The 15,044-nt window shown below is 38.3% G+C and carries 21 protein-coding genes and 2 rRNA genes; 7 read left to right on the plus strand and 16 right to left on the minus strand.

Going from position 1 to position 15,044, the window contains the following annotated elements:
* Positions 1–104: ribosomal RNA gene (locus tag DYI81_RS00005) — 23S ribosomal RNA — on the plus strand; the annotation flags it as partial.
* A gap of 244 nt (positions 105–348) precedes the next feature.
* Positions 349–463 (plus strand): 5S ribosomal RNA (rrf, locus tag DYI81_RS00010).
* Between the two features lie 230 nt (positions 464–693).
* Here rrf and DYI81_RS00015 read toward each other — a convergent pair.
* From DYI81_RS00015 to DYI81_RS00045, 7 genes are all read right to left on the minus strand, one after another.
* A complete protein-coding gene (locus tag DYI81_RS00015) occupies positions 694–1,119 on the minus strand; it encodes a roadblock/LC7 domain-containing protein (protein ID WP_117006350.1) in 426 nt (141 codons plus the stop codon).
* A 9-nt stretch (positions 1,120–1,128) separates the two neighbouring features.
* The gene (locus DYI81_RS00020) at positions 1,129–1,674 is read right to left on the minus strand and encodes an ATP/GTP-binding protein (protein ID WP_106986562.1); all 546 of its coding nucleotides are present in this window, start codon (positions 1,672–1,674) and stop codon (positions 1,129–1,131) included.
* Positions 1,675–1,690: 16 nt separating this feature from the next.
* A complete protein-coding gene (locus DYI81_RS00025) occupies positions 1,691–2,680 on the minus strand; it encodes a helix-turn-helix domain-containing protein (RefSeq protein WP_117006351.1) in 990 nt (329 codons plus the stop codon).
* 94 nt (positions 2,681–2,774) lie between these two features.
* The gene (locus DYI81_RS00030; protein WP_106986564.1) at positions 2,775–3,134 is read right to left on the minus strand and encodes a hypothetical protein; all 360 of its coding nucleotides are present in this window, start codon (positions 3,132–3,134) and stop codon (positions 2,775–2,777) included.
* Between the two features lie 670 nt (positions 3,135–3,804).
* Positions 3,805–4,455, minus strand: coding sequence for a hypothetical protein (locus DYI81_RS00035; RefSeq protein ID WP_106986565.1), 651 nt, complete (start codon positions 4,453–4,455; stop codon positions 3,805–3,807).
* A gap of 19 nt (positions 4,456–4,474) precedes the next feature.
* On the minus strand, positions 4,475–4,903 hold the full coding sequence (locus DYI81_RS00040; protein ID WP_106986566.1) for a ClpXP protease specificity-enhancing factor: 429 nt from the start codon (positions 4,901–4,903) through the stop codon (positions 4,475–4,477).
* Positions 4,904–4,911: 8 nt separating this feature from the next.
* Positions 4,912–5,565, minus strand: coding sequence for a glutathione S-transferase N-terminal domain-containing protein (locus DYI81_RS00045; RefSeq protein ID WP_106986567.1), 654 nt, complete (start codon positions 5,563–5,565; stop codon positions 4,912–4,914).
* Positions 5,566–5,666: 101 nt separating this feature from the next.
* Here DYI81_RS00045 and DYI81_RS00050 point away from each other — a divergent pair, with 101 nt between their 5' ends.
* A complete protein-coding gene (locus DYI81_RS00050) occupies positions 5,667–5,903 on the plus strand; it encodes a hypothetical protein (protein ID WP_106986568.1) in 237 nt (78 codons plus the stop codon).
* Positions 5,904–5,988: 85 nt separating this feature from the next.
* The gene (locus DYI81_RS00055) at positions 5,989–6,198 is read left to right on the plus strand and encodes a hypothetical protein (protein ID WP_106986569.1); all 210 of its coding nucleotides are present in this window, start codon (positions 5,989–5,991) and stop codon (positions 6,196–6,198) included.
* A 68-nt stretch (positions 6,199–6,266) separates the two neighbouring features.
* Here DYI81_RS00055 and rpsI read toward each other — a convergent pair whose 3' ends face one another.
* On the minus strand, positions 6,267–6,653 hold the full coding sequence (gene rpsI / locus DYI81_RS00060) for a 30S ribosomal protein S9 (RefSeq protein ID WP_106986570.1): 387 nt from the start codon (positions 6,651–6,653) through the stop codon (positions 6,267–6,269).
* A gap of 12 nt (positions 6,654–6,665) precedes the next feature.
* A complete protein-coding gene (gene rplM / locus DYI81_RS00065) occupies positions 6,666–7,094 on the minus strand; it encodes a 50S ribosomal protein L13 (protein WP_002117832.1) in 429 nt (142 codons plus the stop codon).
* A 532-nt stretch (positions 7,095–7,626) separates the two neighbouring features.
* On the opposite strand from rplM, the gene pdxA reads away from it, so the two are divergent.
* The 3 genes from pdxA to DYI81_RS00080 are packed head-to-tail and all read left to right on the plus strand — an operon-like array spanning position 7,627 to position 10,288.
* Entirely contained in the window at positions 7,627–8,595 is a 969-nt protein-coding gene (gene pdxA / locus DYI81_RS00070; RefSeq protein ID WP_106986571.1) for a 4-hydroxythreonine-4-phosphate dehydrogenase PdxA, read from the plus strand.
* A 30-nt stretch (positions 8,596–8,625) separates the two neighbouring features.
* Entirely contained in the window at positions 8,626–9,435 is an 810-nt protein-coding gene (gene rsmA / locus DYI81_RS00075) for a 16S rRNA (adenine(1518)-N(6)/adenine(1519)-N(6))-dimethyltransferase RsmA (protein WP_106986572.1), read from the plus strand.
* A 4-nt stretch (positions 9,436–9,439) separates the two neighbouring features.
* On the plus strand, positions 9,440–10,288 hold the full coding sequence (locus DYI81_RS00080; RefSeq protein ID WP_106986573.1) for a symmetrical bis(5'-nucleosyl)-tetraphosphatase: 849 nt from the start codon (positions 9,440–9,442) through the stop codon (positions 10,286–10,288).
* A gap of 56 nt (positions 10,289–10,344) precedes the next feature.
* Here the strand turns inward: DYI81_RS00080 and DYI81_RS00085 are convergent, their stop codons facing one another.
* From DYI81_RS00085 to hflX, 7 genes are all read right to left on the minus strand, one after another.
* Positions 10,345–10,791, minus strand: coding sequence for a DUF2147 domain-containing protein (locus tag DYI81_RS00085; protein ID WP_117006352.1), 447 nt, complete (start codon positions 10,789–10,791; stop codon positions 10,345–10,347).
* A gap of 144 nt (positions 10,792–10,935) precedes the next feature.
* Entirely contained in the window at positions 10,936–11,385 is a 450-nt protein-coding gene (locus tag DYI81_RS00090) for a DUF2147 domain-containing protein (RefSeq protein WP_106986575.1), read from the minus strand.
* 51 nt (positions 11,386–11,436) lie between these two features.
* Positions 11,437–11,886 (minus strand): DUF2147 domain-containing protein, encoded by a 450-nt coding sequence (locus DYI81_RS00095; protein WP_106986576.1) that lies wholly within the window; start codon positions 11,884–11,886, stop codon positions 11,437–11,439.
* Positions 11,887–12,046: 160 nt separating this feature from the next.
* On the minus strand, positions 12,047–12,487 hold the full coding sequence (locus DYI81_RS00100) for a DUF2147 domain-containing protein (RefSeq protein WP_106986577.1): 441 nt from the start codon (positions 12,485–12,487) through the stop codon (positions 12,047–12,049).
* Between the two features lie 94 nt (positions 12,488–12,581).
* On the minus strand, positions 12,582–13,256 hold the full coding sequence (locus tag DYI81_RS00105) for an LrgB family protein (RefSeq protein WP_117006353.1): 675 nt from the start codon (positions 13,254–13,256) through the stop codon (positions 12,582–12,584).
* A 9-nt stretch (positions 13,257–13,265) separates the two neighbouring features.
* The gene (locus tag DYI81_RS00110; RefSeq protein WP_106986579.1) at positions 13,266–13,637 is read right to left on the minus strand and encodes a hypothetical protein; all 372 of its coding nucleotides are present in this window, start codon (positions 13,635–13,637) and stop codon (positions 13,266–13,268) included.
* 35 nt (positions 13,638–13,672) lie between these two features.
* Complete coding sequence (gene hflX / locus DYI81_RS00115) at positions 13,673–15,013, minus strand: ribosome rescue GTPase HflX (RefSeq protein WP_117006354.1); 1,341 nt, start codon at positions 15,011–15,013, stop codon at positions 13,673–13,675.
* Positions 15,014–15,044 lie beyond the last annotated feature (31 nt).

Genomic DNA, 15,044 nt, shown 5'->3' on the forward strand with positions numbered 1-15,044 from the left:
TTCCTCTAAAGAGCCGTTGAAGACTACGACGTTGATAGGTTGGATGTGGAAGTGCGGTGACGCATGAAGCTGACCAATACTAATTGCTCGTGAGGCTTGACTATACAACACCCAAACAGTTGTTGTATTAAGCATCAATTGATTCACATATAATCAATCAAACTTGATTTAGTTGAAAAGCTAGATACATGAGCGAGGAATAAACAAACATTAATTATGTTTGTCCGAGCGCAAGACATAAAGCTATGCTTTATGTTAAAATCAACTCAAATATACCTGTTAATGAATTCTATTTGGTAGAAAGTAAGGCATCTCAATAAGACCTAACGAGTATCCATAAACAGTTGTGCTGGCGACAATAGCAAGAGTGAACCACCTGATCCCTTCCCGAACTCAGAAGTGAAACCTCTTAGCGCTGATGGTAGTGTGGGGTTACCCATGTGAGAGTAAGTCATCGCCAGCTCATTATTCGAAACACCCTCAACTAAATCGTTGGGGGTGTTTTTTTATGTGTGAAAAATATTATGGAAATTAGAAAAATTGGAATGTTATAAATAAAGGATATACAGAAAGAGGGCTTGGAGGATATTAGGGTCTAAGGGGGGGAGGTTACTTTACGAAGAAAAGAGATAAAAAAACACTCAAAGCAAGATGATTTGAGTGTTCTAGAATTTAAGAATCATGTAATGTATTTTAATCATCAAAATCTTGATCAGCATTTTTAATCACATTACTTGAGTTTTTTAAAGCGTATAGTAACTGACCAAGCAACACATCCTTATCCGCAAGTACAACAAGAATCATTGGATGTTGTTTTGCTTGAACTGAGCTTAATATCGCTTTACCATTTTCCGCATCAAGCGTAATAGATTGGCAACCAATTAAGTGAATTTCTTGTGTAAATGCTGTGACCATTGCGAGAATTGAGCTACTGACAGCAGCCAATTTTCCATTATTGTAGATATCTCTTTTGTGTAATGTTTCTAGTTCAAAACCATCAGTTGAACAAACCATTGCAAAATTTACGCCACGTACATTGGACATAATATTTTGTAATTCTTGTTTCGCAACATGAATGAGTTCAGGTGAAGCAGCACGTTTTTCTTTGATCTTAAACATAAGTGCTCCTTAGGCGCTGATATTGTGGTTAACTTCAACAGATGTGATTAATGCTTCTAACAGCAAAAGAGCATCGTCTTTTTTACGCGCATCTATAAAAAACAGAGGTGAAAATAAGTCTTGGCTAATAAGCCATTCTTTATACATACTCAAAGAATTGGTACTTGTATTATCATCCACGTGTGTAATACCAATGGCGATATTATCTGTGTAGTTTTGAAAGGTTTCTAGATAGCTTTCAAGCTCTTGTAAAGGTTCTTCTGAATTATGATCAATAAGGATAATAGCACCGATTGCACCTTTACAAATCACAGGCCAAATAAAATCAAAACGACTTTGCCCAGGTGTACCATATAATCCGATTTTTACACCGTCTTCTAAAGTTACTTCACCATAATCAATACCTACTGTTGTTTCCATTTTTTCATGGCTGTCTTGGTCGGTATTGAAGGCTTCTGTTAATAGTACGGGTACATCAGAAAGCGAACGAATTGCTTCAGTTTTTCCTGCACCCATAGAACCTGCAAATACAATTTTGTATTGCTGTAGAATCATAGATATTCTCCCTATATCAGAAACCAAATTTTCTGCGAATTTTTCCAAAAAAACTTTTGATTAGACTTTCTTCGGGTTTTTCTTCAAGAGTTTCTGGTGGGTTGTAATGGTTATCCCAAATATTAATTTTACTTAAGTTACCTGAAGCCATATTTGCTGCAATAAAACGGCGTACCGTTTGTATAGGGATATTATGTTGTTCCGAAATTTTTGAAATTTTGGCGCCTTGAATAAAGCAAGCTGACATTTGGAAGATTTGTTTACGATTTTCACGATCTTGCGGTTTTGGCCAAAAATGTATTCGATAATGGCCATCTTCGGGTGCAATTTGATAAAAGTTTGGAGAGAACCAAAAAAGATTCCATATCCAATCTTGTAAGATATAACAGTCTTTTCTTGAAGCTTTAATAAGATGTGAAGTCGAGGCAAATTCATAATTAAAACTAAAATCTGTTTCGAAATCTTTACGTTCAGAATTACAGAACACTAAATTTTGCTTAATATCAATCACGCCTAAGGCACCTTGTGCATCTGAAATATAGAGCTTATGGTGACCTTCATCGGTGTCATACATTGTTTTGAAATAGCTTTCAGTATATGGATGATTTTCTTTGAGAGTAGCTTGAGTGGCTCTTTTTACTGGGATTACTGGCTCATCAAGCGGAGGTGTAAAATCATTATGGATAATATGTTGATCAATCCATTGATTTAAATCTTGTGTACTTTGTATAGGTAGATAGAGCGTATTATTTTCTAATTTACCTGATAGGTTATTGTCTTTGGCTACTTTTAGCCAAGGAAAACTTTTATTATTTAAAATGCGTTGAATCCCTTCGGTATCAAAGAAATTTTCATGAATAAATAAGCAGTCTAAATTAATATCGGTTGCAGTTTTCCATTGAATGTTAAATTTATTGTCTATTATATTGCTTAGCTGGCCTTTGAGCTCTTCAGCATCGTGAATACTTAAACCAGAAATTGCAATATTAATATATTGCTTATTCATTATTATCTCTCTATCAACTGAACGGAATGTGATTTAGAAATAGCGGGGGAATAAAAACCCCTTATATAATAAATATATAAGGGGTTTTTTTGAATCAGGTGAAATCAAGATTTTTTTCGTATGCTTTTAACTCATGGCGTGCCATTGCTAAGTTAGCTTTTGCACGATCAAGTACTAAGTATAGGAAAACATTTTCATTTTTTTCTAATGGGCGGATCAAGTGATATTGTTTGCCTAAAGTAATTAGAATATCAACGATACTATCGTTTAGGTTTAATGACTGTGCTACACGGCGTTTAGCACGAACAACTTCGGTATTACCAGCAGCTGCTAATTCTAAGTCAATATCCCCACCACCTTGAGTCGCTAGTGCAAGGCCACTTTCTCCGTCTACAAGTGCTGCAGCATGAAAACCATCAATACTTGTGAGTGAATCTAATGATACTTTAGCCATAGTTATTTCTCTCTTTCGGTTATACATGTTGTTTATTTATTGTTTGTTACGGTAATTAATTTCAGAGGTTAATTACTTAAATTTATTATTAGCAAAGCAATATATCTTTTCAACAATGCATAATTTTTAGATCGAGATTGTGAAAAATGGCGAATAAATAGTGTGCGTTAGTTTGCATTTATGATTTAAAATTTTGTTTAAATCAGACTAAATTACTAAGTTTTGGTAAAATTATTTCAATATTACAAAATGTAATTTGTACGAAAAAACATGAAATTTTACAGGTTTTGCGGGATTGGTTACAAAAGTATACAAAAATATAAATAATTAAGCGTATGATTTTTAGCTCTTAAAAAAATAATAAGCCATATTTTATTACTTAAAAATCTTATTCTTATATAAAGAATTCATATATTAAAATGAAATAAATTAAACACTTACTGTTTAAATGAGTTTTTAATACTTCTAAAAAATCATGCGATTTTGCATGATGTTATTATTATTGCTTATATTATTAGAATAACCGTTAAGTAATTCATTTGTAATTGGCTTAAAAACTGTTGATCGATGTTTTTTTGGCAAGCAATGGGGGGTAAAAAAGCCCAGTTTTAAGTGCTGGGCTTGTATTTAAGTGTGCAATGCAATATTGCTGAAACACTTTGATTTCATATTAAGCAAAAATATTGCAGGCTGCTGAAGCCAAAACCCATAAAACTGCGAGTGCAACAATCGGTTCTAAAATTTTAGACCATGTTGGGATGCTCACAACAGTTTCAGTTTGTGCTTGATCGTCTTGTGTGTGTTGTTGGCTAACCATTTGATTAAACTCCTTCATAGATGCATCTAATGATATATCGTCCTGAGGGATTGGTTTAGAGCCAATAAGTTCTGTTAGGTTGTTTGTTGACCAAACCCAGTCATTTGCTTGTCCAGAAAGATGTTCAATTTGACCAATCAGTAGTTCTCGAATACTGTTTTGTGTATGACTACCCGTATCATGGAGTTGTTTAAGCTCATGTAGCTGAAGAGAAAATATTTCACTGGTGAGAGTTTCTAGTTCTGCTTTAGCAAGAATTGATTCGTTGTGTGCAGAGGTGGTGAGATGTCGAGCAACTTCTTGAATATACAGTGGATCAAGAGCATTAATTTCTTGATAGACTTTGGTTTCGTTTTCACGCCATTGTTGAATTAACTCGCCGAGTGTAAGTGCATTAATTTCTTGAATATGCTCTCGACGTTCTTGGCGGTTAAGTTGACTTAAAAGCGCTGGCTTTTGAGTGTCAATTTGTTCTGAAAAATATTGTACTAAATCAAAAGCCATTCATGTGCTCCGTTAATTTTTAATCTAGCAACCTTAAACTTGGTTTTTTCTTTGGTTGCTCGGTTTGTTCTTCATTGCTTGATTTTAAAGCATTTTGATCTGTATTGATATGTTCATATTCACTTGGATCAAAGAATAAACCTTGACCATTTTCACGGGCATATAGACCAATTACTGCATACATTGGGATATATAAATCACGTGATACGCCACCAAAGCGTGCAGAAAAGCTAATAGCTTCATTGCTAATAAGAAGTGCGTGTACGGCATGTGGTGCAAGGTTTAGCGTAATTTGACCATCTTGAATGAATTGTTCTGGTACGCTGGTGTGAGGTTGTGTTGCATCGACAAGAAGGTAAGGGGTGAGTTGATTGTCACAAACCCATTCATAAATAGCACGCGCTAAATATGGACGTGTGGGTGTGATATTTAATTCTTGTTCAGACATAATAAAACCTATGCTTTAGCTAATGACATGCCATAACGATTTTTTTCTTGCAATGTCATAGATTTGATAAATGCAGGACGACTAAAAATTCGTTGGCAATATAAATGAATTGGGCGACAGTGTTGTGCAGGTAGTTCGATCCCCATGCTTTTTAAACGCAGAAATATAGGGGCTAGCATGCAATCTAAAATACTTAATTGTTCAGACATAAAATATGGGAAATGCTGAAACAAGGGTGTGAGTGAAATAAGGGTATCGCGTAGTTGCTTTTGTGCTTTAACTCGATTCTCTTCATTCAGTGTATCTGGATGGCGAAGCATAATATCCGCTAATTTCATCCAATCTTGTTCAAAGCGCCAGATATATTGGCGTTGTTCTGCGCGAGGCATTGGTGCATCGGCATACAGTTTGTTTTGTCGATAGCGATCGTCTAAATATTCTGAAATGATTGCAGTATTAAAAAGTTTTAACTCATTTTCAATCATCATTGGTAATTGGTTATAAGGATTTAGGCTCGCCAGATCCTCATCTTCTTCATCAACAATAATTAAATTATATTTTATTTGTTTCTCGGCAAGGACATATCGAATCCAATGTGAGCGAAAGTCATCCGCATGGCTATACAGTGTAATCCCTTGTAAAGGCGCATTTTCGACTGACATATTTCCCAAGTTTTGGTGAATTGAATAATATAGAATACTAAAATTGGGGATTAAAATCACGGAAACAATTTTATTTATTCTAAAAATAGAGAACTTTAATAATGATAATACAGGCGTTGATTTATACATTTATTTTGATCGGTATAATCTCTATAGGTACTGCAAATGGATATTTTAACCAAGCTTTTTGGCGAAGCGAGGAGCTTTGGTTAGATGAAGATGATTTTGATGAAGAAGTTGAGCGCTGGTTAAGGTATGGAAATATTGCCTATAAAACTTGTATTGTGAGTTTTATCGTTTCGGGGATCCTAGGTTGTGTATATTGGTATCTTTACTAGAGGATAAATTTAAAACAAAGTAAAAAATTGATGATGCATTTAAGAAAAATTAGTTGCATCTAAGTGAAAATAGCAAATGCACTTTATGATGTTGTCTAAGTTACTATTTTTAATTGCCATAATTTTTATGGGAATGGATTTTTATATTGCCTTGGCTGTGGCATATAAATCTCATGCTGATTTTGATGAGGAATATCCAGAAGATTGTGGAAAGAATTATTGGGTAAAAAATGATCTCTCTGAGTTTAATCTGATTATTTGGGGGTATTTAGTTACCAAATTTAAAAAGATTTAAATATGGCTTAATAAATAAAAAAAGCCTTGGAAAATCCAAGGCTTTTTTGTCCGAATTCGGAAAACGAATTAACGTTTAGAGAATTGAGGACGTTTACGTGCTTTACGTAAACCAAGTTTCTTACGTTCAACTTCACGAGCATCACGAGTAACGAAACCAGCTTGACGAAGAGCAGGTTTAAGAGTTTCGTCAGAAGCGATCAACGCACGAGTAATACCGTGACGGATAGCGCCAGCTTGACCACCGATACCACCACCAGCAACAGTGATGTAAAGGTCATATTTAGTCGTAGCTTCAAGAAGCTCTAGAGGTTGGTTAACAACCATACGAGCAGTCTCACGACCGAAGTATTGTTCTAAAGAACGGTTGTTAATTACGAGTTTGCCTGTACCAGCTGACAAGAAAACACGTGCAGTTGCGGTCTTACGGCGACCTGTACCATAATTAGTAGCCATGTGCTGTATCCCTTAGATGTCCAAAACTTGTGGCTGTTGAGCAGCGTGTGGATGCTCAGTACCTGCATACACTTTCATCTTCTTGATCATTGCATAACCAAGAGGACCTTTTGGCAACATACCTTTAACAGCTTTTTCAAGAACTGCTTCTGGTTTGTGAGCGATTAACTTTTCAAAGTTAGTTTCGCGGATACCACCAGGGAAACCAGTGTGGCGATAGTATTTCTTATCAAGTGATTTTTTACCAGTCACTTGTACTTGCTCAGCATTGATAACAACGATGTAGTCACCAGTGTCAACGTGAGGAGTATAAGAAGTTTTGTGCTTACCGCGTAAACGACGAGCGATTTCAGTCGCAAGGCGACCTAAAGTTTTGCCAGAAGCATCAACAACGTACCAGTCGTGTTGAACTTCAGCTGGCTTAGCGCTGAGAGTTTTCATTAAACCACTACCTATTATAGTTGGTTTGGACTATGGAAGCTGTCCAAACAAAAGGAGACGCGATTCTAAACGAAAACGTGAAGAATCACAAATGAAAATATAAATTTCAAGCGCTGTATTCTAGTACATTTCTTCAGCAATAAACAGCAGAGAATTCAGAAAATATTAAAAAAGCAGATGAAAATAAATGATGTCAGATTCTAATCTGCTAAATCCGCTCATTTGGATCTTTATTTTTATGATCTGGGTTGCGTTTTCGTAGGGGGATGGAGCACGTTATTTTTAGTATTTATATATTGGATTTGTTTACAGGGTGTTGATGGCGCAATGATCTTTTTTAGATGTTGACTTCAGGTTTCTAGTGTCATTTTTCCATTGATCTATAGATTGGATTGTTGTTGGAAGAAAGATTATCGTGGTTGATGAGTATTTAGGCTCACATATTTTGACCATTCATTTTTAGTCAATTTAATTCGGCCCCTCATGCGTATCGCACAGTATAATAAGAGGATTACACATACAGGATAAACACATGCGTCCTTTATATATTACCAGTGGTGAGCCTGCTGGCATTGGGCCTGATATTAGCTTGAGTTTGGCAGCACGTGTTGATGAGCGACTAATTGTCGTTTTGGCTGACATAGATATGTTGCGCGATCGTGCCAAAATGTTAAATATCAATATTCAGATTATTGAATATAAAGGGCAAGAAGAACCCGCTGCCCAAGGGCAACTGTATGTCGAGCATGTGCCTTTATATGAAGATGTTGTGTTGGGTGTGTTAAATCCGAAAAATGCAGCTTATGTTTTAGAGCAATTACGACGTTCTGCTGATTATGCGATGTCTGGCAAAAGTGTGGGGGTTGCGACAGCGCCTGTGCAGAAGTCAGTGATCAATGAAGCAGGAATTCATTTTAGTGGACATACTGAGTATTATCAGGAATTTGCTGGTGTAGAATGCGTAGTGATGATGCTGGCAACTAAAACTTTACGTGTGGCGTTGGCAACAACACATTTGCCTTTACGTGAAGTGGCAGATGCGATTACTCAAGAACGTTTGCATCAAGTGATTGATATTTTAATTCATGATTTAAAAACCAAATTTAAAAAAGATCATCCGCATATTTTGGTGTGTGGCTTAAATCCGCATGCAGGTGAAGATGGCTATTTGGGCATGGAGGAGATTGAAGTGATTAATCCTGTGCTTGAGCGCTATCGTGCCCAGGGAATCAATATGAGTCTCAGTTTACCTGCAGATACTTTATTTACCCCTGAAAACTTAAAAGATGCAGATGCAGTTTTGGCGATGTATCACGATCAGGGTTTACCTGTGTTAAAATCTCAAGGATTTGGTGAAGCTATCAATATTACTTTGGGCTTACCCTTTGTTCGTACTTCTGTTGATCATGGCACAGCACTCTCCCTCGCAGGCACTGGTTTAGCAAAATGCTCCAGCTTGCATGCTGCTGTGGATTTGGCGCTTGATTTAGCGCATTCATGATTTTGTCTTATTTACACGTTGGAAATGTCTATGTATCAAATTAATGCCCTAAACCCAAAAGACGAAGGGCATCACACGCGTAAGCGTTTTGGGCAAAACTTCTTACATGACCAACGTGTCATTGCTAAAATTGTACGGTCGGTAAACCCGCGTACTGGTGACAATATTGTCGAAATTGGTCCAGGTCTTGCTGCACTTACATCACCTTTAATTGGTGAATGTGATGCTTTAACCGTGGTTGAACTTGACCGTGACTTAGCTGCAGGATTGCCAGGTCGTGTGCCATATCCTGAGCGTTTAACCATTGTAGAAACCGACGCATTAAAATACGATTTTACCGAATTGTTTGCTGAGGGGCGTCCTCTGCGCGTAGTCGGCAACTTGCCGTATAATATTTCTACACCTTTGTTATTCCATCTCTTGGAGTTTGGTGACAAAGTTAAAGACATGCACTTCATGCTACAAAAAGAAGTGGTAGATCGCATTACAGCATCGCCAAACACCAAAGAATATGGTCGTTTATCGGTGATGATTCAATACTTCTGTAAACCAACATTTTTGTTTGAAGTACCACCAGGTTCGTTTAATCCGCCACCAAAAGTGACTTCTGCTGTGTTTCGTTTAGAGCCTTATGCAGATAAACCAATTGTCGCGAAAGATGAAAAAGCTTTAGCGCGGTTAGTTTCACATGTGTTTACCCAGCGTCGTAAAACCTTGCGTAATAGCTTAAAAGGAATGTTGGTTGAAGATGGATTTGAAAATGCTGGGGTGGATCCGATGGCTCGTCCAGAGACCTTAACATTGGCTCAATTCGTTGCTTTAGCTGATCAAATGGTTTAACAAGATGACACGCGCAGTTCGATATAATTATGTAATTGGTGATGTGCAGGGCTGTTTTGAAGCTTTAAAAGCATTACTCAAAGAAATTAAGTTTGATGCAGATCAGGATTTTTTGTGGTTTGCGGGTGATTTGGTTGCTCGTGGAGAAAACTCTTTGGGCGCAATTCGCTTTATCAAGAAGTTAGTTGATAATGGCGTAGCTGCAACTGTGCTCGGCAATCATGATTTAAATTTATTGGCAGTTGCGCGTGGTATTAAAGAGATTAAGCCACAGGACAAGACTGAAGATGTTATTCATGCCTTAGAAAGTGATGACTTGATTCAATGGCTTCGTCAGCAACCACTGTGTTTATTTCCGAATGAACATACCGTGATTACGCATGCCGGTATTCCATGCAATTGGAGCGTAGAGCAAACCGCTCGTTTAGCCAAAGAAGTAGAAGCTGTACTTTCAGATGAAGACTTTGCGGTATTGGATGATTTTTTAGCAAATATGTATGGCAAGAAGCCAACGCTTTGGTCTGACGATTTAACGGGTCATGAGCGTTTGCGTTGTATTACCAATTATTTGACTCGTATGCGCTTAACCGATGCAGAAGGTCGCTTAGAGTTTAGTTTTAAAGACTCACTCGATGATCCAATGCCAGAAGGATTCAAGCCATGGTTTGAATTTGAATCACAGGCGGCTCAGACCCATCAGGTAATTTTTGGACATTGGGCGGCACTACAAGGCAAAACCATTTCGACACAGATTCAAAATGTTGATGGTGGATGTGTTTGGGGGAATCAGTTGATCGCTTACCGTCTAGAAGATCAAAAGCTGTTTTCGGTGGATAATCCAGTGCAACTGTAGATATTAAAAGATAATCATAAAAAAAGCCCCTATTGAGGGGCTTTTTTTATACTGGATTAATCTAAACGAATCCAAGTTTGGTTACGACCTAAGACTGATACGCCGATACTGGCACGAATGGTGAGGCGCTTACCTGTGCTATTCAAGCGGACTTTAGCGTCATATACATTGCCTGAAAGAGGGTCAATAATACGACCTTTTTCATAGTTATTGGTGCCTTTAATATGCTTTAAACCTTTAATGATTTCCATGCCTAAAATTGGCTGGTTCGTATACGGGGCAGGGCATTTGTTGCAGGTCTTTTGCGGTGTATAGCCTGGGCGTGGGGTAACTTTAATAATTTTACCTGTATAGCTATTATTGTCATCTTGTTGAATTGAGATAATTGCCTTGGCAGCCCCTGATTTATCATCAATTTGTTGCCAAAAACCAGAGATATCTTCTGCAAAAGAATGTCCTGCAAAACACAAGGTACTTACAGCAAGCAAAATACTTTTCAACATGATCGTCCAACCCCCCTAAAAAAGCTTTTTAATTTGCGGGCCTATGTTATAAAGTTTACTAGAATAGTCAACTTTATTTTTTAAAAAATGATCAATATAAAGTAGAAAAACCGCCTTGTGGCGGTTTTTGATAGGTCGGAAAAATTAGTCTTGACGAAGCCATGTTTGGCTACGGCCTAGGGCTGAAACACCCATATAGCCACGAAGCGTTAGGCGTTTACCATTGCCATTAATACGAACTTTTGCATCATAAACTTTGCCTGAAAGTGGGTCGATCACGCGACCTTTTTCATAGTTTTCTGTACCATCTACATGCTTTAACCCAGTTAGGATATCCATGCCTAAAATAGGTTGATTCGTATAGGGTGCAGGACAGTTATTACAGGTTTTTTGAGGAGTATAACCTGGGCGTGGGGTCACCTTAATAATTTTACCTGTAAACGTACCATTGTTTTCTTTGCGAATTTCAATCAATGCTTTTGGGGAACCTGACTTATCATCAATTTGTTGCCAAAGGCCAGATAAGTCTTGAGCAGCAACAGAGCCTGCCATGAACACACCCATCAAAAGTGTTGTAAGTTTGAGCTTTTTCATCATGCTATCCTTTTTATGATTTTGAGCTTATAGAGCAAAGAAACTAAGCAATTATTCTTGGCGAATCCACATTTGTGTACGGCCAATTGCTGATATTCCAATATAGCCACGTAAGTGCAAGCGTTTGCCATTTGACATTAACTTGCCTTTTAGGCTGTACATTTTCCCGGATAAAGGATCAAGAATTTTTCCTTCATCGTAGTTGTTTTCGTCCACCAATTTGAGGCCTTTAAATACTTCTAAGCCTAAAATAGGTTGGTCTGTATAGGGTTGTGGGCAATTTACACATTTTTCTCGTGGCGTATAACCTGGTCGAGGTGTGATCTTGATAATCTTTCCACTAAAAGACCCGTTTGTATCTTTTTTAATTTCAATGAGTGCTTTAGGTGAACCTGTTTTATCGTCAATTTGTTTCCAAACCCCAGTGAGGTCCTGAGCAAAACCCGATGTACTTAAAAAGAGTAAACCGATGAGAGATGCCCATTTGGTATTTTTATGCATCGTTCTTCTTCCTAGTTATTAAACTGTTCAATCTTTGAACTTAGTTTCATGTTAGGTAAGAATCTCTTGACGTGCAACTAGCTTTTGATAAAAAACTTCATAAAAAATGAATTTTGCCAAGAAAAATGTGACGAAATTCATATTTTATTTTGACTAATTGTTAGTCTTGGCGAATCCATGTTTGACTGCGACCTAATGCAGAGACCCCAACATAGCCACGTAGTGTTAAACGTTTACCATTTGGGCTTAATTTTGCCTTGGTGCTATAAATTTTTCCTGAAAGCGGATCTAAAATTTGGCCACGATCAAAGTTATTGTCTGTACTCTCACGTAAGCCTGTGAGGACATCTAAACCCAAAATAGGTTTATTGGTATAAGGCGCAGGGCAACCTACACACGTTTCTTTTGGGGTATAGCCTGCACGTGGTGTGATACGAATAACTTTGGCTGTGTACGTCCCGTTATTGGCTTTACGGATTTCTAAAAGTGCTTTAGGTGAACCTGTTTTATCATCAATATTTTGCCACAGACCAGTTAAATCGTTGGCAAAGGCAAGGCTAGAGAGTGAGCTAAGGACTAGTGCTGACATCAATTTACGCATGAATAAAAGCTCCTATTTATCTATTAATTCATTCACTTATTTAATTATAAGTGGAATAAACGAATGGAACAATGAGGGAAAAATGATCACTCAGTCATATTTTTTGTAGCATTAAAATGAAAGATGGCAGCCAAATTGCAGTGAATACTGCATTAACAGCCATACCAAAGGCTGCATAGCGACCAGCAATGCTTCCTCGTTGCCATGCTTGCGCTGTTCCAATGGCATGGGCAGCTAGCCCAAGTGCAAGGCCAGAGGCGCGTTCATCGTTAATGTGCCTGAGGATAAATGGTGAAAATGCAGCACCAATCACACCAGATAAAATGACAATTAAAATAGCTAAACTGACTGGCGCTTGAAGCAAGGTTGCAATATTGATGGCAATAGGGGTCGTCACTGCTCGTGTTGCAAAGGCCATGATGGTGGCATTGGATAAGTGCAAGAGATAGGCAAGTCCCATTGGCAGGGCGACAGCGCTAATACTGGCAAAAATAAGAATACTGACAATTCCCTTTAGTGGGAGGTCATCATAGCGCATGGCAGCCAGTGGTATCGCCAATGCAACGGTTACATAGCCCAGTAAGTGATTAAACAATGGGTTTACTTGTGACATATATTGCTCATAAGGAATGCCAAATACAGCAAGAAGCGCAATGACAAAACACATTGCAATCACAATCACAGGAATTTGTGGTAGGACTTTATTGATGGGTTTCGCGCAGATATAAGCAATAATGGTTAATACGAAGGCAAGGAGGATAGTCAGCATAAATTTCTCCTATAGCCACGTTTTAGAGATTTTGGCATACACCCAAAGCGGGATGAGCGTGCTAACAACTAATACGGTTAAAAATAGCGGAATTTCTTTGCCCATATGCATGAGCATCAGCAAAGAACCTGCACTAATGGGTAAGAAAGCAAAGGCGCTTTCTTTCATGATTTTATTGTTGGTATCAATCATGCGTGCTGGCAGATGCTTGAACTTACGCCATAATAACAGCACGGCCAGTAAGCTCAGCAGACCTACTAAGTTTCCAAGTTCTGGATGGTTAAATTGCCCCATGAGCCAGACCGCACCTTCACGAAAAATAATAATCAGTGCAACAGTGCCGACCCATGCTTTCCAATCGAGTGTTTTAATCCAATCCATTCTTGATCTTTCATTAAAATTTTATTTCTTTTGTTTTAACTGATTTGATCATCGATTTCAAATTCTTCTAGGGGACGTTGAAACTGCTGAGCACGTTCACCTAAGATTTCTTCAAGCGGTAAATGCGCTTGTTTAATCAATTGTTCAAGTTTATGTGGCGACATAATAACATGTAATTTTAAGTTGCCATGATCATCATAATGTTCGGATTGAATGACATTGAGGACATAAAACTGCGTGCGTAATTTGCCATAGGCTGGTTTTAGCGAGAGCTCAAAGCTTTGCATATTTCCCATTAAGCATTCATGCACAGCTTGGCGTAAATAATTGAGTCCTTGCGAGGTATGCGCAGATACATAGACACGCTCAGGTTGGTGTGGGCGATGATAAACAATTTTCGCTTGTTCACCTGATTGATCAATTTTATTGTAAACGCGTAATACAGGCACATCTGCACCAATTTCACGGAGGACTTTTTCTACTGCTTCAATTTGCTCAAGCATATCTGGGCTACTCGAGTCGATGACGTGCAGTAATAAACTGGCTTCGACTGTTTCCTCAAGCGTTGCTTTAAAGGATTCAACCAATGAATGCGATAAGTTACGTACAAAACCAACCGTATCTGCCAAGACTAAGTTACCAATCCCGTCCCAGGTTAAACGGCGTAAGGTTGGATCAAGTGTGGCAAACAGTTGGTCAGCTGCGTAGACATCACTGCCTGCTAAGATATTAAACAGTGTGGATTTTCCTGCGTTGGTATAACCCACTAAAGATACCGTTGGTACAGCGGCTTTTTTACGCGCAATACGACCTTGTATACGGGTTTGGCGGACTTTTTCAATGCGCTCTTTGAGTTGACCCATACGGATTCGAAGCAAACGGCGGTCTGTTTCAAGTACAGTTTCGCCTGGGCCTCTTAGACCAATACCGCCTTTTTGGCTGTCTAGGTTGCCACGACTGCGGATTAGGCGTGAAGCCATGTGTTGTAACTGCGCCAATTCGACCTGTAACTTACCTTCATAGGTACGTGCGCGTTGTGCAAAAATGTCTAGGATCAGTTCAGTCCGATCTACGACACGGCAATGCATGATTTTTTCAAGATTACGTGCTTGGGCAGGCGTGAGCGCATGGTCAAAAATGACTAGATCTGCCTCAAGTGCTTGAACTACTTCGGCAATTTCTTCGGCTTTACCTGAACCAATAAACAGCTTGGCATCTGGCTTAATACGTGAGGCATGAATATGTTGCAGAATCTCGGCACCAGCCGATTGCGCAAGTAGATGAAATTCTTCAGCATCGAGATCATCCAGCATTTGTACTGCTACACTGACCAAAATAACGCGATCGCCACTGTGCTGTTTATTCAAATGATTCACCCAGCCAATAATTTATAGATTAAACAGCTAT

Source organism: Acinetobacter sp. SWAC5 (assembly GCF_003419885.1).
Taxonomy (GTDB): Bacteria; Pseudomonadota; Gammaproteobacteria; order Pseudomonadales; family Moraxellaceae; genus Acinetobacter; species Acinetobacter cumulans.